The following is a 20,196-nucleotide window of genomic DNA, read 5'->3' on the forward strand; positions in this document are numbered from 1 at the left end:
CGCGAGCGCCCGAAGCACCTGTCCGACCGGGATTTGCCGGCGCGCCGTTGCATAGCCTCAGTCCGTCGCCGCCGATCGCTTGAAGACGATGGTGACCCTGGTTCCCTCGCCGGCACTCGACTTGACGTCGAATTGCGCCTTGGCATTTTCGGTCAGCGACCGCGCGATCAAGGAGCCGAGCTTGCCGGGCCTGGGCCAGGTCTCACCCGTCGGCAGACCGATCCCATCATCGGCGACAGTCACCCGGCAACCATCGCCGCTGACGACGCTGTGCAGCGTGATCGTGCCGCCATCGCGCCCGACGAATGCATGTTTGAGAGCGTTGGTCAGCAACTCATTGACGACCAGGCCTGTCGGCATGGCAACGTTGATGGATACCGGATAGGTATCCACCTTAAGGTCGAGGCGGATACCTTCGACTGCGTGCGACGCCATGACGGCGGACGCGATCTGGCTAAGGTACACGCCAAGATCCACCTCATCCTTCTGCTCGTCAGCCGACAATGTCTGGTAGAGGATTGCCAATGCGTCTACCCGGCCGGCAAGCCTTTCGAAACGCTTCTGGTCCGGTTCGGTGGCGTTGCGGGTTTCCATCCGGATCAAAGCGGTGATCATCTGCAGATTGTTTTTCACCCGATGCTGCAGTTCGCGCAACAGGGTGTCCTTCTCCCGGATGAGCTCCTCCGCGGGTCGCGCGTCCTCGGTCTCACCGTGTGCCGTGACGTCGACAAGCGCCACCAGCCGGAAGCAGAGCTTGCCGTTGTCGTCCTCGATAACGTTGGAATAAACGTCGACGATTGCCGGCTTGTCCTCGCCGCGCTCGAGGCGAAACGTGCCGACGAAATCGGTGTCTTCAACGACAGCCTCGGCGAGCGGCCTGTCCTTCTGCCGATGAAGCCCCCTGCCGGAAAGGGCCGCCCAGTTTTCCCGCGCAAGCTTCGGCGCCTTGAGGTCCGAGAGCTTCTCGAATTCGGGATTGGCGTAGACGACACGTTCCTTCGCGATCAATTCCGAGACGGCGATCGCGATCGGCATCTGGTCGAGAAATTTCTTGAACTGGTCGCTTTCCAGCGCGGTGGCGAGGTCAGGCGTATCGAGCAATTGCTCGACAGCGTCAGCCTTATCGGAGTCTGTCATCTCGGCGCCTGCGTGATGCGTGGAAGCCATCAATATCAGGCATGCAATTCACCCGCCATCTCCAATATCGAAGGGGATACGACAGCGTCACTACTGGTGCGGGCCGCGTCGCGCAGCGCTCCACCGCCTGCCGCTCACGAACGAATTGGACAGAAGGCATTTTTCTCAGGGCCGCCGAACTTTGAAAAGAAATGTCTATGGAATTTGTAGAATTACGCTTTGAATGGGATCTCGGTACTGCTCGCAAGCCTTGGCGGCCTTCGCCTCCTGAGTTGAGATCAGTGCTCTCGTTGCCAAGCAAGTCGGCTCCCGATGAGGGAGTTGCTCCGCCGATCGCTATGCGGCCGGCAGACGGCGGAGCATTGCCACCAGCCCGCGGCTTTAGAGGAAGAGGTTCCCATGACCAGACTTACCCCCGTAGAGCAGATCATCCCGGATGCCGATATTGTCCCGCTTACCGGACGCGTCGGCGCAGAGATCAGGAACATTCGGCTCTCCGGCGACCTGCCGCAGCAGACGGTCGCGGCGATCAACCAGATCCTGTTGCGGCACAAGGTGGTGTTCTTCCGCGACCAGGCGCATCTCGACGATGCCGAGCAGGAGCGCTTTGCCCAGCGTCTCGGCGACCTCGTCCCGCATCCGACCCAAGGTCCCGTCAAGGGAACGGCGTCCATTCTCGAACTCGATTCCAGCCGTGGCGGCGGTCGCGCCGACCAATGGCATACCGATGTCACCTTCGTCGACGCCTATCCGAAATTCTCCGTTCTTCGCGGCGTCGTCATACCGCCGGCCGGCGGCGACACCATCTGGTCGAACACCGCGGCCGCCTATCAGGACCTGCCCGAGCCGTTGAAGCTGCTGGCCGACAATCTCTGGGCGGTGCACAGCAACGCTTACGATTACGCCGCGGTGCGGCCGCGTGCGAGTGCTGCGGAAAAGAAGCACTTCGAGGAAATCTTCACCTCGACGATCTACGAGACCGAGCATCCCGTTGTCCGCGTCCATCCCGAAACAGGCGAGCGCTCGCTGCTGCTCGGCAATTTCGTGCAACGGCTGATCGGTCTTTCCAAAAGCGATTCGGCGAAGCTCTACGAGGTGTTCCAGTCCTATGTCACGGCGCCGGAGAACACCGTGCGCTGGCGCTGGAAGGCCGGCGATGTGGCGATCTGGGATAACCGCGCGACGCAGCACTACGCCGTCAACGATTACGGCGACCAGCACCGGGTGGTGCGTCGCGCCACGGTCGACGGCGACATTCCGGTCAGCGTCGACGGCCGCCGCAGCGCCACCCGCACCAAGGTCGCGAAGCCGGCAGCCGACAAGGCGGCATGAGGCGCGGTCGAACGCGAAGGCCGCTGTTCAGGCGGCCTTCTTCATACGTGATAGTGTCTCTGCAACCACCTCGCCAAACGACGACGGCGTCGGCACGATGATCACCCCGGCGTCCTTTAGAATCTCGACCTTCTCCTGCGCCGACTCGCCGAAGGCCGAGATGATGGCGCCGGCGTGGCCCATGCGGCGGCCTTTGGGGGCGGAGAGGCCGGCGATGTAGGCGATCAGGGGCTTGCGCATACTATCGCGCGCCCAGATGGCCGCTTCGGCTTCCTGCGGTCCGCCGATCTCGCCGATCATCACCACCGCGTCGGTGTCGTCATCCTGTTCGAACAGTTTCAGCATGTCCTTGAAGGACGAGCCGTTGATCGGGTCGCCGCCAATGCCGACGCTGGTCGAGACGCCGATGCCGAGCGACTTCATCTGCGACGCCGCCTCGTAGCCGAGCGTTCCGGAGCGGCCGACAATGCCGACGCGGCCAGGCAGATAGATGCTGCCGGGCATGATGCCCATCAGCGCCTGTCCGGGCGTGATGACGCCGGCGCAGTTCGGGCCGATCAGCCGCATGCGGTCCTCGTAGCGGTAGCGCAGCATGTAGCGCTTGACCTGCATCATGTCCTGCGACGGGATGCCGTCGGTGATGCAGACGCAGAGTTTAATGCCGGCGTCCGCCGCTTCCATGATCGAATCGGCGGCAAAGGGCGGCGGCACGAAGACGATGCTGGCCTCGGCGCGGGTCTCGCGCACCGCGCCCTTGACCGTGTTGAAGACGGGCAGGCCGAGATGCTTCTGGCCGCCCTTGCCGGGCGTGACGCCGCCGACCAGCTTGGTGCCGTAGCGCTTCATGTCTTCGGCATGGAAGCTGCCGATCTTGCCGGTGAACCCCTGGACGATGACGCGGGTGCTGCGGTTGAGCAGGATTGCCATTTTCTCGACCTCCCCCTCAGGCTGCTTTTTTCTTGGTGGCCGCGCGCCAGGCGGCGACGGCTTTTTCGGCGGCTTCGGCCAGCGTGTCGGCAACGATCACCGCCTCGCCGGAATCAGCCAGGATGCGGCGGCCTTCCTCGGCCCTGGTGCCGGAGAGACGGACCACCAGCGGCACGTTGACGCCGACCTCGCGTATCGCCTTGATGACGCCTTCGGCGACCCAGTCGCAGCGGTTGATGCCGGCAAAGATGTTGACCAGTATGGTCTCGACATTCTTGTCGCCGAGCACGGCGCGGAAGGATTTGGCCACCCGCTCGGGCGAGGCGCCGCCACCGATGTCGAGGAAGTTGGCCGGTTCGCCGCCGGCGATTTTGATCATGTCCATGGTCGCCATGGCGAGGCCGGCGCCGTTGATGATGCAGCCGATGTTGCCGTCAAGGCCGACATAGGAGAGGCCGCGGTCGCTGGCGAAGGTCTCGCGCGGGTCTTCCTGGCTCTTGTCGCGCAGCTCGGAGATTTCCGGCCGTCGGAACAACGCGTTCTCGTCGAACGACATCTTGGCGTCGAGCGCGATCAAATTGCCGTCGCGGGTCACCACCAGCGGATTGATCTCCAGCATCGAGGCGTCGTAGTCGCGGAACACCTGATAGCAGGCGAAAATGGTTTCGGTCGCCTTGCCGATCAGATTGTGGTCGAGGCCGAGCCCGAAGGCGATCTCGCGCGCCTGGAAACGCTGCATGCCGACGCCGGGATCGACCGATGTGCGCAGGATGGAGTTCGGCGCCTTTTCGACGATGTCCTCGATCTCCATGCCGCCGGCAGCCGATGCCACGATCATGACGCGCTCTTCCTTGCGGTCGAGGACGAAGCCGACATAGAGCTCCTGCGCTATGTCGACGGCTTCCTCGAGATAGAGGCGCGAAATCAGCTTGCCGCGCGGGCCGGTCTGCTGTGTCACCAGCTTGCGGCCGAGCATGGCTTCGGCAGCGTTGGAGATCTCCTCGTCATTGGCGCAGAGCTTGATGCCGCCGGCCTTGCCGCGGGCGCCGGAATGCACCTGCGCCTTCAAGACCCATTTGGCGCCGCCGATCTCGCGCGCCCTGTAGGTCGCCTGCTCGGGGCTGTAGGCCAGCCCGCCGCGCGGCACATGCACGCCGTGGCGTGCCAGCAGTTCCTTGGCCTGATATTCGTGGATGTCCATTTTGTCCTCCCTGAACGGTCAATGCGCGGCGACACGCGGCTCGCTAGAGAATTGGCTGGCCCGTTCGATTGCCTCGTTGACCACCAAAACATTGCGCGCCATGCGTTCCGACGCTGCGTCGATCATCTTGCCGTCGAGTGCGGCTGCTCCCTTGCCCTGCGCCTCCGCCTCCTTCAGCACTTCGAGGATGCGCCTGGCGCGCGTCACCTCTTTTTCCGGTGGCGAGAAGACGTCGTTGGCTAGCGCGATCTGCGAGGGATGGATTGCCCATTTGCCTTCGATGCCAAGGGCGGCGGCGCGCCTGGCGCCGGCGATGTAGCCCTCCGGATCGGAGAAGTCGCCGAACGGCCCGTCAATCGCGCGCAAGCCATAGGCGCGGCAGGCGACGGTCATCCGCGACAGAGCGAAATGCCACTGATCGCCGGGATAGTCGGGGTTGAGGCCGCCGATGTTGACCGTGCGCGCCTTGCAGCTTGCCGCATAATCGGCGACGCCAAAATGCATGGCTTCCAGCCGGCCGGGTGTCGCGGCAATCGCCTCGACATTGGCCATGCCGAGCGCGGTCTCGATCAGCGCTTCGAGGCCGACGCGGGTCCTGAAACCCTTTGCCATCTCAATCTGGTTGACCATGGCCTCGACCATGTAGAGGTCAGCCGGCACGCCGACCTTCGGCACCAAAATGGTGTCCAGCCGGTCGCCGGCCTGTTCCATCACGTCGACCACGTCGCGGTACATGTAGTGCGTGTCGAGGCCGTTGATGCGCACCGAGACGGTCTTGCCCTTGGCGCGCCAGTCGATGTCGTTGAGCGCCTGGATGATGTTCTTGCGGGCGCGCTCCTTGTCGGGTGGGGCAACGGCGTCCTCGATGTCGAGGAAGATGAAGTCGGCGGCGCTGTTGGCGGCCTTGTCGATCATCTCCGGGCTGGAGCCCGGAACGGCCAGCTCGCTGCGCTGCAGCCGCAGTTTTTTCAGATGGTTGATGGTGTGGCTCATCGTCGGCTCCCCTCAAGCGGCTTCGGCGACCGGCACGGCGGCCGAGGCGCGGAAGTGCTGGATGGCGGCGCCGACGCCGGAGCCGGGCGCCAGCCGTACGCCGCAGTCGAGCAGCGCCATTTCGGCGGCCGAGAGCGAGGCCAGCACCATCACCTCGTTCAGCCAGCCGAGATGGCCGATGCGGAAGACCTTGCCGATCACCTTGTTGAGGCCGCCGCCGAGCGCGGTCTGGTATTTCTGGTAGGCGCGCTTGACCACATCGCCGCTGTCGACGCCGTCCGGCACCAGGATGGCGCTGACCGTATCGGAGTGCCATTTCGGCGCCTTGGCGCAGAGCTTCAGGCCCCAGGCGTCGACTGCCTTGCGCACGCCTTCGGCGAGACGATGGTGGCGGGCGAAGATGTTTTCCAGCCCTTCCTCGGCGATCAGGTCGAGCGAGGCGCCCAGACCGCGCAGCAGCTGTGTAGCCGGCGTATAAGGGAAGTAGCCGGCATCGTTGGCGCGGATCATGTCCTCGAAGGAGAAGAAGCAGCGGCGGTGCGTGGCGCTCCGCGAGGCCACCAGCGCCTTCTTGCTGACGGAGAGGAAACCGAGGCCGGCGGGCAGCATGAAACCCTTCTGCGAGCCGCTGACGGCGCAATCGACGCCCCATTCCTCCTGGCGGAAGTCGATCGAGCCGATCGACGAGACGCCGTCGACGAAGAGCAAAGCAGGGTGGTTGGCGTCGTCGAGCGCGGCGCGGCAGCCGGCGACGTCGCTGGTCACGCCGGTCGCCGTCTCGTTCTGCGTGCAGAAGATTGCCTTGATGCGATGCGCCTTGTCGTCGCTGAGCCGCTCGGCATAGAGCTCGAGCGGCACGCCGGTCCCCCAGTCGCAATCGATGACATCGACCTCGAAGCCGAGGCGCTCGGCCATGTCGACCCACAGATGCGAGAACTGGCCGAAGCGCGACATCAGCACGCGGTCACCGGGGCTGAGCACATTGGTCATCGCCGCTTCCCAGGCGCCGGTGCCGGAGGAGGGATAGATGAAGACGCGGCCGGTCTCGTTCTTGAACACCGTCTTGATGTCTTCGAACAGCGGTAGCGTGAGATCGGGGAAGGATGCTGCACGCATGTCTTCCATCGGCAGGTTCATCGCCTGCCGGACCCGTTCGGGGATGTTGGTCGGTCCGGGAATGAAAAGATGGGTGAAACCGGCCATGTCGCGAACTCCTCCTGATCCAGCAAAGCGGTGAGGGGAGTTTCGTCTCGACGGCTAAAGGCAACAACACCTCAAGGGGTAACATCTTGCCGCGCGCGGGTGGGGGTTGCCTACCCGGGTGACCTACCCGCGGCCAGTCGCTCGCCTACCCCAACGGCTGCTTCTGGGTACGCCTCTCCCGCGCGTAGAGCGCGACTGCCATCGCCCGGTTGCGGACGTCGAGCTTGTCGTAGAGATTCTTGAGGTGGTATTTCACCGTGTTCTCCGAAATCCCGGTGCGCGTCGCGATCTGCAGATTGGTCCAGCCGTCGGACAGCACCGCCAGCAGCTCGCGCTCGCGCACGGTGAGCAGCGACAAGGGTGTGTCGTTGACCTTGTTGATGTCGATGTAGGGGATGCAGATGCGGCCATGCGCGACGGCCAGGATGGTCTCGAAGATGATCGCCGGATCGTCGAACTGGAAGCAGTAGCCCTGGGCGCCGAGCCGCACGCACTGCTTCAGGATGCCGATGTCGTGGTCGTTGGAAAACACCGCGATGCGCACGCCCAGCTTGCGGCTGTGAACCTCGGCCAGCACATCGGCGCCGTCCATGTCGGCAAGCTTCCACCCGATGATTGCGACGTCGAATTCGCCTTCCGCTGCCAACTCAAGAAAATGCCTGCCGCTTTGCACGCAGGCCAGGAGCTCGAAGCGCCCGTCGCAGTCCAGCATGTCGCGCAGCGCCGATATGACGAGCGGATTGCGTTCGGCGACGACCACGCGCACGCGCCGTTCCTCGATTGCCTTCTGCGTCTGTGACCTGATCTTCAAGGGCTTCCGGCTGTTCTGGTTCCTGGCCTGGGCGGGTCCGGCAGATGGCAGGACCTGCACCATGACAATTCTGCCCCAACCGTGCTCGGGTGCTCTTTCCCCAGCGACATGTGCTGTCGCGCCGCCTGAATCCTGGGCGGCGTCATATCCTGATGAAATCACTCTCGCCCATATGCAGGGCGGGGCGCATTTCGTTTGATATTCCCGTGCGTTGCGCGCTAGACCTGACAGGCACCTTTCCGAAATTCCCATGGCGGGAGCCGCTGGTGGAACGCCAGGACGACCAGAAGACCGGCGCCAAAGCCGCTGACGATGCCCACGCCGACATCTATGGCGAGGACGGCGCCGTTCTGTCATCATTCCTCGCCCAGATCGGCGCGGCGATCGCCGATCGCGATACGCTGACGCTGAAGCGCGAAGTCGACGACCTGCACCAGTCGGAACTTGGCGATCTGCTGGAGGCCCTGCACCCCGAACAGCGTCGCGCCCTTGTCGAACTGCTCGGCGCCGACTTCGACTTCTCGTCGCTGACCGAGGTCGACGAGGCGATCCGCCGCGATATCGTCGACAATATGCCCAATGAGCAAATTGCCCAGGGCATGCAGGACCTCGATTCTGACGACGCGGTCTACATTCTCGAAGACCTTGAAAAGGAAGACCAGGACGAGATCCTGTCGCAGCTGCCGTTCACCGAGCGGATCAGGCTGCGCCGCTCGCTCGACTACCCGGAAGAGACCGCCGGTCGCCGCATGCAGACCGAGTTCGTCGCCGTGCCGCCGTTCTGGACCATAGGCCAGACCATCGACTACATGCGCGAAGACAAGAACCTGCCCGAGCGGTTCAGCCAGATCTTCGTCATCGATCCAAGCTTCAAGTTGCTCGGCGCCATCGACCTCGACCAGATCCTGCGCACCAAGCGCACGACCAAGGTCGGAGACGTGATGCACGAGACGAGGCACGCCATTCCGGCCACCATGGACCAGGAAGAGGCGGCGCGGGACTTCGAGCAATACGATCTTCTGTCCGCCGCCGTCGTCGACGAGAACGAGCGGCTGGTCGGCGTGCTCACCATCGACGACGTCGTCGACGTCATCCAGCAGGAGGCCGAGGAAGATCTGCTGCGCATGGGCGGCGTCGGCGACGAAGAGTTGTCCGACAGCATTCTTTCGACCTCGCGCTCGCGCGTTCCCTGGCTGCTGGTCAACCTGTTGACGGCGTTCCTGGCGGCTTCGGTGATCGGCCTGTTCGACCGCACCATCGAGCACATCGTGGCACTGGCCGTGCTGATGCCGATCGTGGCCGGCATGGGCGGCAATGCCGGTTCGCAGACCATGACCGTCACGGTGCGCGCGCTGGCGACCAGGGATCTCGACATCTACAATGCCGGCCGCATCATCCGCCGCGAAATGGGCGTGGGTTCCATCAACGGCATCATCTTCGCCGTGCTGATCGGCATCGTCGCGGCCGTCTGGTTCCGCGATGCCAATCTGGGCGGCATCATAGCGGCGGCGATGATCATCAACATGTTCGTGGCAGCCCTTGCCGGTATCCTGATCCCGCTATTGCTCGACCGGTTCAAGATCGACCCGGCGGTGGCGTCGGCGGTTTTCGTCACTACGGTCACCGACGTCGTTGGCTTCTTTGCCTTCCTCGGGCTGGCCACCTGGTGGTTCGCTATCCCTTGAGAAAGAGGCGTTGCGGGTTCAATTGACTTTTACGTAAATGTGGTGCGAGGCTTGCGCGGGGTTCCATGCCGAGTCCGGCTTGGAACGGGGTTGATCGGAATGCGTGGAAATCCCGGGCGACCGGGCGTTTTCCGATGTTCCGACATTTGGAGCAAAGATGCGGGAATATTATTCGATCACCGAACTGACCCGCGAATTCGACGTGTCGACGCGGACGCTGCGCTTCTACGAGGATGAGGGGCTGGTGCAACCCGTGCGGCGGGGCCGCACAAGGCTGTTTCGTCCGTCGGACCGGCATCTGATCCGCCAGATCATGCGCGGGAAAAGGCTCGGCTTCTCGATCAACGAGATCCGCGAAATCATCCAGATGTACAAGGAACCGCCAGGCGAGGTCGGTCAACTCAAGCTGATGATCAAGCGCATCGAGGAGAAGCGCGAGGATCTCAGGCAGAAGCGCCGCGATCTCGAGGAGACGCTGGCGGAGCTCGACCAGGCTGAGGAGTCTTGCGTCGAGCGGCTGGTGGAGCTGGGGGTTAATACCTGAGCGGACCGTCGAGCGTTTGCGCGCCCGTCGCAAACGTTCGCGATTAGCGGAGGCCTTCCACACTTCGTCATTCTAGGGCGAAGCAGGAGCGAAGCTCCGTCGCGGAGACCCTAGAATCCATTCCGTGACATCGGTCGTGGAGTGCAGCGGTAGCGAATTCTGGACCATAGCAACGCTCTGGAGTCGCGGCATGGATCCTCGGGTCTGTGCTGCGTCGCTACGCTCCTTGCTCCGCCCGTGGATGACGAAGAAACGGATGCGCCAGCTAATCGCCAAGGTATACACCCCTGCCACGCCGCCTCAGATCCAGCGCCTGACCCGCTTCGCATAGTCGCGGTACTTCTTGCCGAATTTGGCGAACAGCACCTTCTCCTCGCTCTCGATGGCGACCTTCTGCGTTGCAAATGCCGCGATCAAAGCCAGCGGCAGGAACCATACGATCCCCGAGACGAAGGCGACGCCGATCAAAAGCAGCGTGTTGGCCAGATACATCGGGTTGCGCGTCACGCCGAACGGGCCGGACGTCACCAGATGATCCGGCACGCCATTGGGGTTCATCGTCGTTTTGGCCCCGATCATGGTGCGGATAGCGGTGAACCAGAGGGCTGCGACGGCAAACAGCACCACAAAGCCGGCGGCAAACAAAAGGTCGCCCAAGAGGTCGCCGATCCAGGGCAGGGGATAGAACAGGCCGAGCGCGATGCTGATGGCAATGGCGGCGATGTAGATCAGCGGCGGCCATGGGATCAGCCGTGGTCTCGGTAGATCGGGTTTTGCCAGCCCGGGTTTTGTGAGCTTGTCGGTCATTGTTGCCCTCCCTGCGTCATCGGACTCTCCTCCGTCCTTGCGGTGCAGATGCCGGCGAGTTCACCGAGATGCGCTTTGAACTCCGGGGTCTGGTCACCATTGTAGAGCCGGTCGAATGCCGCTTCGCTTTGCAGCGTGTCCAGCATGCACACACAATAGCTGGTGCAGAACTCCGTGTCGCGCTGCTGTTCGCAGGATACCTGGCATTCCTTGAGGAAGACCACTTCCCGTGTCTCGACCGGCGCCGGCGCGATCTGCGAGAACAGCCAGACGCAGCCGAACAGCAGCGGCTGGTGGATCAGATAGAAAGCCAGGCTGTGGCGGCCGATGAAGGTGAGCGGCCTGGTCCAGCTTCCCGATGCCAGCGTGGCCAGCCGCGCCAGCAGGCCGGTGGTGGACGCAAACTTTGCCGCGGCGATGCCGAGAAGCACGGCGCCGAACCAGGGAAACAGCGGCACGTAATCGTTGGAGCGCGGGTTGATCGCCGACAGGCCGACCCACCACAGCGCCGGATGATCGAAGGCTTCGGATCGGAAATAGATCGGCCCGGCGATCACCACCGCCGCCACGACAAGCGCCAGCAAGGACGGCAGCCGCAAGAACAAAAGGCCGAGCAGGCTGGCCAGCGCGATCTGATGCAGGATGCCGAAGAAGATGAAGCTGTCCGGCGTGATGAAGTACGTGACCGCCGATATAGCGGCGGCCGCGACGGCGACCATGGCAAAACGTTTCCAGAAGCCGGTCCAGCGGATCTGCCTGCCATGCGCGAGAAACAGGCTGACGCCGACCAGGAACAGGAAGGTCGAGGCGATGCAGCGCGCATAGATCTTCCACCAGCCGACGGCGGTGAGGCCGGGATCGGTGTAGTGGAAATTTTCGAGATCCCAGGTGAAGTGGTAGCTCGCCATGGCGATCAGCGCGATGCCGCGTACGACATCGATGGCGACGATGCGCTTCGGTTGATCTCGCTTCAGTTGATCTCCAGGGGGTGCGGTATGGATGCTCATGGTCTCGCGATCTGATTCAGCCCCAAAGACGACTATCACGGTTGCACCGGACAAAAGAAGGCCGCCCTCTACGCTCCGGGTCGCGCCGTGCGGCTGCATCGCGCGGCGCTTTAGGCCAGAGCCGGAAAGCCTTTGGCCGAATTCGCTTTTTGCCGGGAAGGGGTCGGTTTCCTGTTACCGGCGGAGGAAGCGCCAGCGCAGATTTGGGCTGCGAGTCTGATTTGGGGATCAAATGTCCACCCATGTGCGCCATCCGATCTGGCTGCCAGCCCTGCGTCCGGCGGATGCGCGCACCTTTGCCTCGCTCTATGCGGTCGAATCCTTCGCCCGTGCCACGGTGTCGAGCGTCATCCCGATCCAGGCTTATGAGATTCTGCACAACGAGCAGATCGTCTCGATCCTCTACACCATCGTGGCGCTGCTCGGCCTGTCGGTGACCTTGTTCATGCCGATGCTGATCCGCAGGTTTGACCGGCGCTGGGTCTATACCGCCGGCGCCTGCCTGCTGGCGATGGGCTCGCTGTTCTTCGTCACCCACACGCTTGCCGGGCAACTGGCAGGCATGCTGTGCCGCGTGATGGGGGCGAGCGCCCTGTCGATCACGCTCAACCTCTACATCATGGACCACATCCGCAAGACCGATTTCATGCAGGCCGAATCGCTGCGCATGGCGTGGTCGATGCTGGCCTGGACCGGCGGGCCGACACTCGGCATCTTCCTCTACACACGGTACGGCATCTATGCCGCGCATGGCGCGGTCGCGGTGTTTGCGTTGGCCTTGCTGGCGCTGTTCTGGACCTACAGGCTGGGCGACAACCGGTCGATCCGGCCGGGCAAGACACGGCCGGCCAATCCGCTGGCCAATATCGGCCGCTTCGTAGCACAACCCAGGCTCAGGCTGGCCTGGCTGATCGCCTTCGGCCGCTCCTGCTTCTGGACGACGTTCTTCGTCTACGGGCCGCTGTTCATGGTGATTACCGGCGAGGGCAAGCTTGCCGGCGGCCTGCTGGTTTCGGCCGGCAATGCGCTGTTGTTCATGGCGATCTTCTGGGGCAAAGCGGGAAAACGCTTCGGCGGCCGGCGCACCATGACCTTCGCCTATTTCGCGATGTCGGCGACGCTGCTTGCCGCGGGCGCGGTCGGCACTACCGCGCCGCTGCTTACGGGCTTTTTCCTGCTCTGCGGCGCCTTCTTCACCATCGCGCTCGATGCACTGGGCTCGACCGCCTTCATGCGCTCGGTGCGGTCCTATGAGCGGGCGCAGATGGCCGCGGTCTACCGCACCTATCTCGACTTTTCCGAGCTGACGCCGCCGCTGGTCTATTCGGTGGTGCTGGCGTTTTTCGGCCTCGGCTCGGTGTTCGTGACGCTGGGCATTCTGGCCGCGGTTTGCGGCTTTATCTCCTGGCGCTATCTGCCGAAGTCGCTTTAGTCGCCGATCAGGCGGTTGCCTCAAGCGCTGCATGCCGCTCGCGCACCCAGTTGTGGAAGCGGTGCAGATCGTACTCCTCCGGCATTAGCACGCCGGCCTGGTGGCGCATCGAGCGCAGGCCTTTCTGATTGATCTCGCAGATCGCGGCATCCTCCTCCAGCACCTGGGTGCCGAAGGCGACGACATTGTCGATGTCCGTCTCAGCCAGCGCCTCGGGCGCGAACAGCCACTCGGCGGTGAGTTCGGTCTGTTCGGGACCGAGCGGCATCAGTCGCACCGTCCTGACATAATCGACATGGCCGACGATGAACATCGAGGGCAGGCTGGTGGCATAGGTCTGTCCGGCCGCACGCTCGGCCGGCGTCAGGCCCGGGAAGACCGGGCCATGGGCATGTCCGTCGCGCGACCAGGTCTCGGCGCCGGCGCGCAGGCCACCCGAAAACTGCGGTGCGTCATTGTCGGCATGGCGGACCCAGTCGGGGTCGTCGTGCCGGCTCATCAGGCCGCGGCCGTATATCGGCACCAGCCGAGACAGGTCCTTGTGGACGCCTGGGCAATGCAGGCACTCGTTGAAGTTCTCCCAGAAGATCTTCCAGTTGCAGTTCATCACCTTGCGCAGGACATGGCCTGATACCAGAGTTTCCAGCGGCCAGTTGGCGAGGTCGCCGGATGCGGGATCGAAGGAGGTCCCGGCGGAGCCGGCCGCAGCCTGCTGAAGGTTCACAAAGACAAAGCCGCGCCATACCGACAGCGCCACCCGGTAGAGCGGATGATCTGCCTTGTCGAAACCATCTGGCAGCGATTTCGAGGGAACGCGCACGAGATCGCCGCGCAGCGAGTAGGACCAGGCATGGTAGGGGCAAGTGATGAGCCGCGCTTTCAGCCGGCCCTCGCTTTCCTGGCAAAGCTGCGAGCCGCGATGCCGGCAGGTGTTGTGGAAGGCGCGCAACTCGCCGGTGTCGTCGCGGAGCACGACGATTTCCTGTGTGCCAACGCGGATTGTCCTGAATGCCAAAGGCTGGGCAAGATCGGCCTCGCGGCAGACGAGCAGCCAGCTTTTGTACCAGATGGCGTCGAGATCGCGCTGGTAAGCCTCGCTATCCCAATAGGCCGATGACGGTAGCGTCGGTTCGGCCCGGCTCAGGCCGTTATAGGGGTCGCGCTCGCTCGGGTTGGGATGCATGGCTGGCTTCCTATGAAGCGTCAGCCGACACCCCGGCAGATCGTTTGTCAATCAGAGTGCCGCATTGCCGGTTGCAGGCGCGGCGCATAATCATGTCGTGGACATGGGACATTCGGAAATTGGGGGGATTCGGAAATTGGCCGCACGACAGATGTCGCTTACGCCGGAGCTGGTCGCGCGCTGCTGGCGCGAGATCAGGGACCCCGGGCCGGATCCGGACGCGATGCATCTCGATGACGCCGACTATGACGCGCTGCTGGATGAATTGCAGGTCGAACTCCCGGATAGCGAACCGCTATGGCTGTTCGGCTATGGATCGCTGATCTGGAAACCGGAAATAGATTATGTCGAGGACCGCGTTGCGCTGGCGCGCGGCTGGCATCGGTCCTTTTGCATGAACATGACGCGCTGGCGCGGCACCAAGGACAGCCCCGGCCTGATGATGGCGCTGGACCGTGGCGGACAATGCAAGGGCGTCGCCTTCCGGCTGACCGAAAGTAACCGGCGCGGGCAGTTGGGCCGGCTTTTCCGGCGCGAAGTCACGCTGAAGCCGACAAGCTACCGGCCGCGCATGCTGAAGCTTGCAAGCGAGGCCGGACCGCTCAGGGCATTGGCCTTCGTCATCAACCGCAACGGCCTGACCTATTCAGGGCCGCTCGACGAGGGCAAGGTCGTCGAAAGGCTGGCAACGTCCTGCGGGCACTGGGGGTCGGGCGCCGACTATCTCTACAACACGGTGAAAAACCTTGAAGAGCGCGGCATTCACGATCGCCATCTGTGGCGGCTGCAGCGGCTGGTTGCCGAGCGGATCACCGCGTTGAACCCGTAACGCCGCATGGCGCATTCGCGCTGTTGGCCGGCGGAATTTGGTTTGCCGGATGCGGCCGTTTCAGCCTATAGTCATGCATGTCGTCGGTTCCGTTAGGGACCAAGAGGGAATGCGGTGAGGGCTGACTTGTTGCCCAATGCCGTGGCTGCCCCCGCAACTGTGTGCGGTAGTCCTCTCCAAGCCACTGAGGATTTTTTCCTCGGGAAGGTGGGGAAGGGCGCTGATCCGCGAGCCAGGAGACCTGCCGGCGACAGGGAACTGACTTCGATGCCCTCGGGTGGAGGGCGAAAGGACAAGATATGAATACCGCTTCCGTCTCCCTCGGCGCTTCCGTCTCCTCGCAGTCGCGCTTCATGCAGCTCGTGCTTAGCGCGTTTCTGGGCATTTTCGTCGTCGGCGTTGTCGGTTTCTCGCATATCGATGCGGTCCACAATGCGGCGCACGACTATCGCCATTCGATGGCGTTTCCCTGCCACTGACGAGGATCTGACATCATGAACCTGTTTCGCAACGTCGTGTTCATCGCGGCGATCGCAGGGCTCGTGGCGGGTGTCGCTCTCGCCTGCATGCAGGCCTACGCCACCGTGCCGCTGATCCTCAAGGCCGAGGTCTACGAAAAGGCTGGTGGCGGCCATGAGCATGAGCATGCCGCGGCGCCCGCCGCCAACGCTGCGGACACCAATGCCATGAGCACCGCCGCGCCGGCGGAAAATGCCGTGAGCAGCGCAGCCCCGGCTGAAGCTGCCGCGCCAGCGGAGGACGAAGGCTGGGCGCCGGCCGACGGCTTCGAGCGATTCGCCTTCAGCGTGCTGGCCAATATCGTCACCGGTATCGGTTTCGCGCTGGTCCTGGTGGCCGTTTCCGAATTCGCCGGCGGCATCGGCAACTGGCGCCAGGGGGTGTTCTGGGGTCTGGCCGGCTTTGCCGTATTCACGCTGGCTCCGGGCCTCGGCCTGCCGCCGGAACTGCCGGCAATGCCGGCGGCCGATCTCATGCAGCGCCAGATCTGGTGGGTGGCGACGGTTGTGGCGACTGCCATTGGCCTTGCCTTGATCGCCTTCCGCACCTCGGCGCCGCTGACCGTCCTTGCCGTCGTTCTGATCGTCGCCCCGCATATTGTCGGCGCGCCGCAGCCCGACAGTTTCGAGACGCCGATCCCCGAAGGCCTGCATCACCAGTTCGTGGTGGCGGTGACGGTGACCAATCTGGTGTTCTGGTTGGTGCTCGGCGCCGTCATTGGCGTGGTGCGCGAACGCTTCACCGGCTCGGCGACCAGCCTGCGCGACAGCTTTGCCTGATCGCAGTTTGACCTTTATCATCGGCGGTGCGCGCTCCGGCAAGAGCGCGCATGCCGAAACCCTGGCGACGGCGTTGCCGCCGCCATGGGCCTATATCGCCACCGCCGAAGCCTATGACGATGAGATGCGCGAGCGCATCGCGCTGCATCGCTCGCGGCGCGGCGAAGGCTGGGCGACCATCGACGCGCCGCTCGATCTTGTCGGAGCGCTCGAAGCCTTGCCCGACAACCAGCCGGTGCTCGTCGATTGCCTGACGCTGTGGCTGACCAATCATATGCTTTCCGACCATGATCTCGAGGCGGAATGCCGGCGGCTGGCCGACATGCTGTCGCGGCCGCGCGGGCCCTGGCTCGTTGTCTCGAACGAAGTCGGGCAAGGCATCGTGCCCGACAATGCGCTCGCACGCCGGTTTCGTGATGCCGCCGGCCGTCTCAACCAGCAGGTCGCGGCGGTTGCCGATACGGTGCTACTGATGGTGGCGGGGCTGCCGCTCAAGGTGAAATGATGACCGATATCGACGCAAAAGACGAAGAACGCCACCGCGCCAAGATGGCCAAACGCAAGGCGGTGCAGGACGCCGAGGTCGCGGAAAAGACGGTCGAGAAGGGGCTGCTGATCGTCAACACCGGACCCGGCAAGGGCAAGACCACGGCCGCCTTCGGGCTGGCGCTGCGCATGCTCGGCTATGGCAAGCGCGTCGGCGTCGTCCAGTTCATCAAGGGCAAATGGCACACCGGCGAAAAGGACGCCTTCGCGGCGTTCGGCGACCGTGTCGTCTGGCACACGATGGGCGAGGGTTTCACCTGGGAGACGCAGGATCTGAAGCGCGACATTGCGGCGGCCGAAGCCGCCTGGGCCAAGGCGCTGGAGCTGATCGCCGACCCCTCTGTCAGCCTTGTCGTCCTCGATGAGCTCAACATTGCGCTGCGCTACGACTATCTCGATCTCGACAAGGTGGTCGCGGCGCTGAAGGCGCGGCGCGAAGGCCTGCATGTCGTCGTCACCGGCCGCAATGCCAAGCCGGCGCTGGTCGAGGCGGCGGATCTGGTGACGGAGATGGGCGTGACGAAGCATCATTTTTCGGCCGGCGTGAAGGCGCAGCAGGGGATCGAGTTTTGAGGGGTTTCGTACCCTCCCCCTTGTGGGGAGGGTCGATCCGCGAAGCGGATCGGGGTGGGGGTTCTCGTAGGGTCGCAGTCCCCCACCCCGGCGCTTCGCGCCGACCCTCCCCACAAGGGGGAGGGTAAAGGAAGGGCGACGGTAAGCTCTCAGAACGTCACCGCGATAAGCACCGCCGACAGCAACCCGAACAGCCCAATCAGCAGATAGTCCGCCACCTGGTACAATTTCAGCGCCTGCCTGATGTCCTGGCTTTCCGCCGCGCGCCTACCGCCTTCGCCCATATAGGCGTCCTCGACGATGACGCCGCCATAGCTGCGCGGGCCGGCGAGCGCCAGGCCGAGTGCGCCGGCCATTGCTGCTTCCGGCCAACCGGCATTGGGTGAGCGGTGCTTTTTGGCGTCGCGCCGCACTGCTTGCCAGGCGTTGCGGGGATCGGCGCCGTCAACGAGAAAGGCGGCGGCAACGATCAGCAACGCGGTCAGCCGGGACGCCGGCAGGTTGATCCAGTCGTCGAAGAGTGCCGCCGCGCGGCCGAAGGCCTCGTGGTGCGGGGTGCGGTGGCCGATCATCGAATCGGCGGTGTTGGCGGCCTTGTAGGCGACGCCGCCGGCCAGACCGCAGACACCTGTCCAGAAGGCGGGCGCAACGATGCCGTCGGAGAAATTCTCGGCCAGGCTTTCGATGGCGGCGCGGCTGACGCCGGCATGGTCGAGCTTCTCTGGATCGCGGCCGACGATGCGCGCAACCGCAATGCGGCCGAGCGCCAGCCCGCCGGTATCCAGCGAATCGGCCACCGCCTCGACATGTTCGGTAAGGCTCTTTTGCGACAGCAGCGACGAGGCCAGGATTGCCGTGATGATCATGCCGGCAGGAAAGACCTGCCAGAGCAGGATTTGCACGATGAAGGCGATTGCCGCCGGCACCAGCACGATCACCAGCAGCGCCTGCACGCCGCGGCGGCGACGCAGCGCGTCGGAATCAGTGTCGCGGTTGAGCCTGAGGTCGAGAAAGGCTATCAGCCTGCCGAACCAGGTGACGGGATGGCCGACGGCACGGAACAGCCAGTCCGGGTAACCCAGGATGCGTTCGATGGCCAGCGACAGGAAAGCGATCAGGATCGACATGAAGCTTTCTGATGGAGCGATTACTGTGGTGGATCACGGTGGATCCCTTGGCCGGGCGAAGGCGCTCTTCCCTCACGCGCCACAACCTTTCGTCGATCTCTCGACAGGTATCAATCCGCACTCCTACCCGCTTTTCGAGCTGCCCGCCACCGCCCTGTCACGATTGCCGGAGGCCGCGCGCCTGTGTGAGCTGGCCAGGGTCGCGGCCGGCGCCTATGGCGCGCCTTCGGCCGAGAATGTGGCGGTCGCCCCGGGCACGCAGATCCTGCTGCCGCGCGTCGCCTCGCTGGTCAGCCCCGGCAAGGCGCTGGTGCTCGGGCCGACCTATGCCGAGCATGCCAGGGCCGCCGCGATTGCCGGCCATGCGGTGGCGGAGGTCGACGATTTCGAGGCGCTTGCGGGAGCCGAAATTGCCATCGTCGTCAATCCCAACAATCCCGACGGGCGCGTCGTGTCGCGGGAGAGGCTGCTTCGGCTTGCCGAGACATTGCGCGCCATAGGCGGTCTGCTGGTCGTCGACGAAGCCTTCATGGATGTCGGCCCGCACGCGGAAAGCCTGGCCGGCGATGTCGGGCGGGGCGGCATCGTCGTGCTGCGCTCGTTTGGCAAGTTCTTCGGTCTCGCCGGCCTGCGGCTCGGCTTCGCACTTTCCGATGCGGTGACGGTCGAAAGGCTTGAAACGCAATTCGGCCCTTGGGCGGTCGCCGGCCCAGCGCTCGAATACGGCATCCGCGCGCTTGCCGACAGCGGCTGGCAGGCCGACATGCGGCGGCGGCTGGCGCAGGATGCGGCGCGGCTCGATGCGCTGCTTTCGCGCTTTGGCGTTGCTGTCGCCGGCGGCACGACGCTGTTTCGCTATCTCCGGCTTGCCGATGCACCGGGGCTGTTTTCGACGCTCGGTGAGCGCGGCATATTGCTCAGGCATTTTTCCGAGCGTCCCCAGGTGCTCCGCGCGGGGCTGCCTGGAAGTCAGGAGGAATGGCAGCGGCTCGAATCGGCGCTTGCCGACTGGCACGCACGGCGCGACGATGGGTCGAAGGAGATCGCGCCATGATCCATATCTGTTCGCTGGCAAAGCTTGAGGAGACGGTGGCCAAAAGCGGCGCCGAGCGCGTGCTGTCGCTGCTCGCTGCCGGCACCGAGGTGACGCGGCCGGCCTCAATCGTGAGGGAAAACCACCTGCATCTGGTCATGCACGACATCGCGGTGGCGCAGGACGGCATGACCATGCCCGGCGAAGGCCATGTGCGCAATCTGCTCGATTTCGCCCGGAAATGGGACCGCGCCAAACCCATGGTCGTCCATTGCTATGCCGGCATCAGCCGCTCGACCGCCTCGGCCTATATCATTGCGGCGGCGCTCGCCCCGAAGCGCGACGAAGTCGAACTTGCGCAGACATTGCGGAAGCTTTCGCCCTCGGCGACACCCAATCCACGGTTGATCGCCGTCGCGGATGCTCTTCTCTCACGACAAGGCCGCATGATCGAAGCGATCGAGGCGATCGGACGCGGCGCCGATGCTTTTGAGGGTACGCCTTTCGTGTTGAAGATCGACGGCTAAG

The 20,196-nt window shown here is 64.0% G+C and carries 21 protein-coding genes and 1 riboswitch; of the genes, 11 read left to right on the top strand and 10 right to left on the bottom strand.

All coding sequences use genetic code 11. The features are described 5' to 3' along the window. Nucleotides 1-57 precede the first annotated feature (57 nt). Nucleotides 58-1,137, bottom strand: a complete 1,080-nt coding sequence (locus NLY42_RS18235; protein ID WP_023753467.1) for a sensor histidine kinase — start codon at nt 1,135-1,137, stop codon at nt 58-60. Between the two features lie 399 nt (nt 1,138-1,536). Here NLY42_RS18235 and NLY42_RS18240 point away from each other — a divergent pair, with 399 nt between their 5' ends. Continuing rightward, entirely contained in the window at nt 1,537-2,469 is a 933-nt protein-coding gene (locus tag NLY42_RS18240) for a TauD/TfdA dioxygenase family protein (protein WP_023685215.1), read from the top strand. A 27-nt stretch (nt 2,470-2,496) separates the two neighbouring features. Here the strand turns inward: NLY42_RS18240 and sucD are convergent, their stop codons facing one another. The 5 genes from sucD to NLY42_RS18265 all read right to left on the bottom strand — a co-directional run bounded on the left by sucD (nt 2,497) and on the right by NLY42_RS18265 (nt 7,559). Continuing rightward, complete coding sequence (gene sucD / locus NLY42_RS18245) at nt 2,497-3,396, bottom strand: succinate--CoA ligase subunit alpha (protein WP_023753466.1); 900 nt, start codon at nt 3,394-3,396, stop codon at nt 2,497-2,499. A gap of 16 nt (nt 3,397-3,412) precedes the next feature. Further along, nucleotides 3,413-4,597, bottom strand: coding sequence for a malate--CoA ligase subunit beta (locus NLY42_RS18250; RefSeq protein WP_023753465.1), 1,185 nt, complete (start codon nt 4,595-4,597; stop codon nt 3,413-3,415). Between the two features lie 18 nt (nt 4,598-4,615). Continuing rightward, nucleotides 4,616-5,590, bottom strand: a complete 975-nt coding sequence (locus NLY42_RS18255) for an HpcH/HpaI aldolase/citrate lyase family protein (protein WP_023753464.1) — start codon at nt 5,588-5,590, stop codon at nt 4,616-4,618. A gap of 12 nt (nt 5,591-5,602) precedes the next feature. Next, complete coding sequence (locus tag NLY42_RS18260; protein WP_023753463.1) at nt 5,603-6,793, bottom strand: aminotransferase class V-fold PLP-dependent enzyme; 1,191 nt, start codon at nt 6,791-6,793, stop codon at nt 5,603-5,605. A 145-nt stretch (nt 6,794-6,938) separates the two neighbouring features. Continuing rightward, a complete protein-coding gene (locus tag NLY42_RS18265) occupies nt 6,939-7,559 on the bottom strand; it encodes a response regulator transcription factor (RefSeq protein ID WP_032895510.1) in 621 nt (206 codons plus the stop codon). Nucleotides 7,560-7,870: 311 nt separating this feature from the next. Between NLY42_RS18265 and mgtE the strand changes: the two genes are divergently transcribed. Further along, nucleotides 7,871-9,289 (top strand): magnesium transporter, encoded by a 1,419-nt coding sequence (gene mgtE, locus NLY42_RS18270; protein WP_023753461.1) that lies wholly within the window; start codon nt 7,871-7,873, stop codon nt 9,287-9,289. Between the two features lie 157 nt (nt 9,290-9,446). Further along, nucleotides 9,447-9,833 carry a MerR family transcriptional regulator gene (locus tag NLY42_RS18275; RefSeq protein ID WP_006203215.1) on the top strand — a complete coding sequence of 129 codons (387 nt, stop codon included), beginning with the start codon at nt 9,447-9,449 and terminating at the stop codon, nt 9,831-9,833. Nucleotides 9,834-10,133: 300 nt separating this feature from the next. Here the strand turns inward: NLY42_RS18275 and NLY42_RS18280 are convergent, their stop codons facing one another. Together NLY42_RS18280 and NLY42_RS18285 are read right to left on the bottom strand one after the other, a co-directional pair. Further along, nucleotides 10,134-10,640, bottom strand: a complete 507-nt coding sequence (locus NLY42_RS18280) for a methyltransferase family protein (RefSeq protein ID WP_031199065.1) — start codon at nt 10,638-10,640, stop codon at nt 10,134-10,136. Further along, the gene (locus NLY42_RS18285; protein WP_023753459.1) at nt 10,637-11,647 is read right to left on the bottom strand and encodes a heparan-alpha-glucosaminide N-acetyltransferase; all 1,011 of its coding nucleotides are present in this window, start codon (nt 11,645-11,647) and stop codon (nt 10,637-10,639) included. Before NLY42_RS18285 ends, NLY42_RS18280 begins: the two co-directional genes overlap by 4 nt. 232 nt (nt 11,648-11,879) lie before the next feature. Between NLY42_RS18285 and NLY42_RS18290 the strand changes: the two genes are divergently transcribed. Continuing rightward, on the top strand, nt 11,880-13,079 hold the full coding sequence (locus NLY42_RS18290; protein WP_023733795.1) for an MFS transporter: 1,200 nt from the start codon (nt 11,880-11,882) through the stop codon (nt 13,077-13,079). A 7-nt stretch (nt 13,080-13,086) separates the two neighbouring features. Here NLY42_RS18290 and NLY42_RS18295 read toward each other — a convergent pair whose 3' ends face one another. Beyond that, nucleotides 13,087-14,262 (bottom strand): aromatic ring-hydroxylating oxygenase subunit alpha, encoded by a 1,176-nt coding sequence (locus tag NLY42_RS18295; protein WP_023753458.1) that lies wholly within the window; start codon nt 14,260-14,262, stop codon nt 13,087-13,089. A gap of 136 nt (nt 14,263-14,398) precedes the next feature. Here NLY42_RS18295 and NLY42_RS18300 point away from each other — a divergent pair, with 136 nt between their 5' ends. The 5 genes from NLY42_RS18300 (at nt 14,399) to cobO (ending at nt 17,508) form a co-directional block, all read left to right on the top strand. Then, a complete protein-coding gene (locus tag NLY42_RS18300) occupies nt 14,399-15,091 on the top strand; it encodes a gamma-glutamylcyclotransferase (RefSeq protein ID WP_031203234.1) in 693 nt (230 codons plus the stop codon). A gap of 67 nt (nt 15,092-15,158) precedes the next feature. Continuing rightward, nucleotides 15,159-15,354, top strand: a riboswitch (cobalamin riboswitch). A gap of 36 nt (nt 15,355-15,390) precedes the next feature. Continuing rightward, the gene (locus tag NLY42_RS18305) at nt 15,391-15,570 is read left to right on the top strand and encodes a CbtB domain-containing protein (RefSeq protein WP_023670784.1); all 180 of its coding nucleotides are present in this window, start codon (nt 15,391-15,393) and stop codon (nt 15,568-15,570) included. 15 nt (nt 15,571-15,585) lie between these two features. Then, nucleotides 15,586-16,389, top strand: coding sequence for a CbtA family protein (locus NLY42_RS18310; RefSeq protein WP_023753457.1), 804 nt, complete (start codon nt 15,586-15,588; stop codon nt 16,387-16,389). After that, complete coding sequence (gene cobU / locus NLY42_RS18315; protein WP_023690284.1) at nt 16,382-16,894, top strand: bifunctional adenosylcobinamide kinase/adenosylcobinamide-phosphate guanylyltransferase; 513 nt, start codon at nt 16,382-16,384, stop codon at nt 16,892-16,894. The genes NLY42_RS18310 and cobU overlap by 8 nt, the downstream gene beginning before the upstream one ends. Continuing rightward, the gene (gene cobO / locus NLY42_RS18320) at nt 16,894-17,508 is read left to right on the top strand and encodes a cob(I)yrinic acid a,c-diamide adenosyltransferase (RefSeq protein ID WP_023685228.1); all 615 of its coding nucleotides are present in this window, start codon (nt 16,894-16,896) and stop codon (nt 17,506-17,508) included. Before cobU ends, cobO begins: the two co-directional genes overlap by 1 nt. 149 nt (nt 17,509-17,657) lie before the next feature. On the opposite strand, the gene cbiB is transcribed toward cobO, so the two are convergent. After that, nucleotides 17,658-18,635, bottom strand: a complete 978-nt coding sequence (gene cbiB / locus NLY42_RS18325; RefSeq protein WP_023753456.1) for an adenosylcobinamide-phosphate synthase CbiB — start codon at nt 18,633-18,635, stop codon at nt 17,658-17,660. Between cbiB and cobD the strand changes: the two genes are divergently transcribed. Next, complete coding sequence (gene cobD, locus NLY42_RS18330) at nt 18,634-19,689, top strand: threonine-phosphate decarboxylase CobD (RefSeq protein WP_023753455.1); 1,056 nt, start codon at nt 18,634-18,636, stop codon at nt 19,687-19,689. The genes cbiB and cobD overlap by 2 nt on opposite strands. Then, nucleotides 19,686-20,195, top strand: coding sequence for a tyrosine phosphatase family protein (locus NLY42_RS18335; RefSeq protein WP_023753454.1), 510 nt, complete (start codon nt 19,686-19,688; stop codon nt 20,193-20,195). Before cobD ends, NLY42_RS18335 begins: the two co-directional genes overlap by 4 nt. Nucleotide 20,196: the final 1 nt, after the last annotated feature.

The organism is Mesorhizobium sp. C372A (genome assembly GCF_030323245.1).
Taxonomy (GTDB): Bacteria; Pseudomonadota; Alphaproteobacteria; order Rhizobiales; family Rhizobiaceae; genus Mesorhizobium.

Coding starts and splice junctions, on each gene's coding strand:
- NLY42_RS18235 (WP_023753467.1), bottom strand. CDS start 1,137: ATGACAGACTCCGATAAGGCTGACGCTGTCGAGCAATTGCTCGATACG.
- NLY42_RS18240 (WP_023685215.1), top strand. CDS start 1,537: ATGACCAGACTTACCCCCGTAGAGCAGATCATCCCGGATGCCGATATT.
- sucD (WP_023753466.1), bottom strand. CDS start 3,396: ATGGCAATCCTGCTCAACCGCAGCACCCGCGTCATCGTCCAGGGGTTC.
- NLY42_RS18250 (WP_023753465.1), bottom strand. CDS start 4,597: ATGGACATCCACGAATATCAGGCCAAGGAACTGCTGGCACGCCACGGC.
- NLY42_RS18255 (WP_023753464.1), bottom strand. CDS start 5,590: ATGAGCCACACCATCAACCATCTGAAAAAACTGCGGCTGCAGCGCAGC.
- NLY42_RS18260 (WP_023753463.1), bottom strand. CDS start 6,793: ATGGCCGGTTTCACCCATCTTTTCATTCCCGGACCGACCAACATCCCC.
- NLY42_RS18275 (WP_006203215.1), top strand. CDS start 9,447: ATGCGGGAATATTATTCGATCACCGAACTGACCCGCGAATTCGACGTG.
- NLY42_RS18280 (WP_031199065.1), bottom strand. CDS start 10,640: ATGACCGACAAGCTCACAAAACCCGGGCTGGCAAAACCCGATCTACCG.
- NLY42_RS18285 (WP_023753459.1), bottom strand. CDS start 11,647: ATGAGCATCCATACCGCACCCCCTGGAGATCAACTGAAGCGAGATCAA.
- NLY42_RS18290 (WP_023733795.1), top strand. CDS start 11,880: ATGTCCACCCATGTGCGCCATCCGATCTGGCTGCCAGCCCTGCGTCCG.
- NLY42_RS18295 (WP_023753458.1), bottom strand. CDS start 14,262: ATGCATCCCAACCCGAGCGAGCGCGACCCCTATAACGGCCTGAGCCGG.
- NLY42_RS18305 (WP_023670784.1), top strand. CDS start 15,391: ATGAATACCGCTTCCGTCTCCCTCGGCGCTTCCGTCTCCTCGCAGTCG.
- NLY42_RS18310 (WP_023753457.1), top strand. CDS start 15,586: ATGAACCTGTTTCGCAACGTCGTGTTCATCGCGGCGATCGCAGGGCTC.
- cobO (WP_023685228.1), top strand. CDS start 16,894: ATGACCGATATCGACGCAAAAGACGAAGAACGCCACCGCGCCAAGATG.
- cobD (WP_023753455.1), top strand. CDS start 18,634: ATGAAGCTTTCTGATGGAGCGATTACTGTGGTGGATCACGGTGGATCC.
- cbiB (WP_023753456.1), bottom strand. CDS start 18,635: ATGTCGATCCTGATCGCTTTCCTGTCGCTGGCCATCGAACGCATCCTG.
- NLY42_RS18335 (WP_023753454.1), top strand. CDS start 19,686: ATGATCCATATCTGTTCGCTGGCAAAGCTTGAGGAGACGGTGGCCAAA.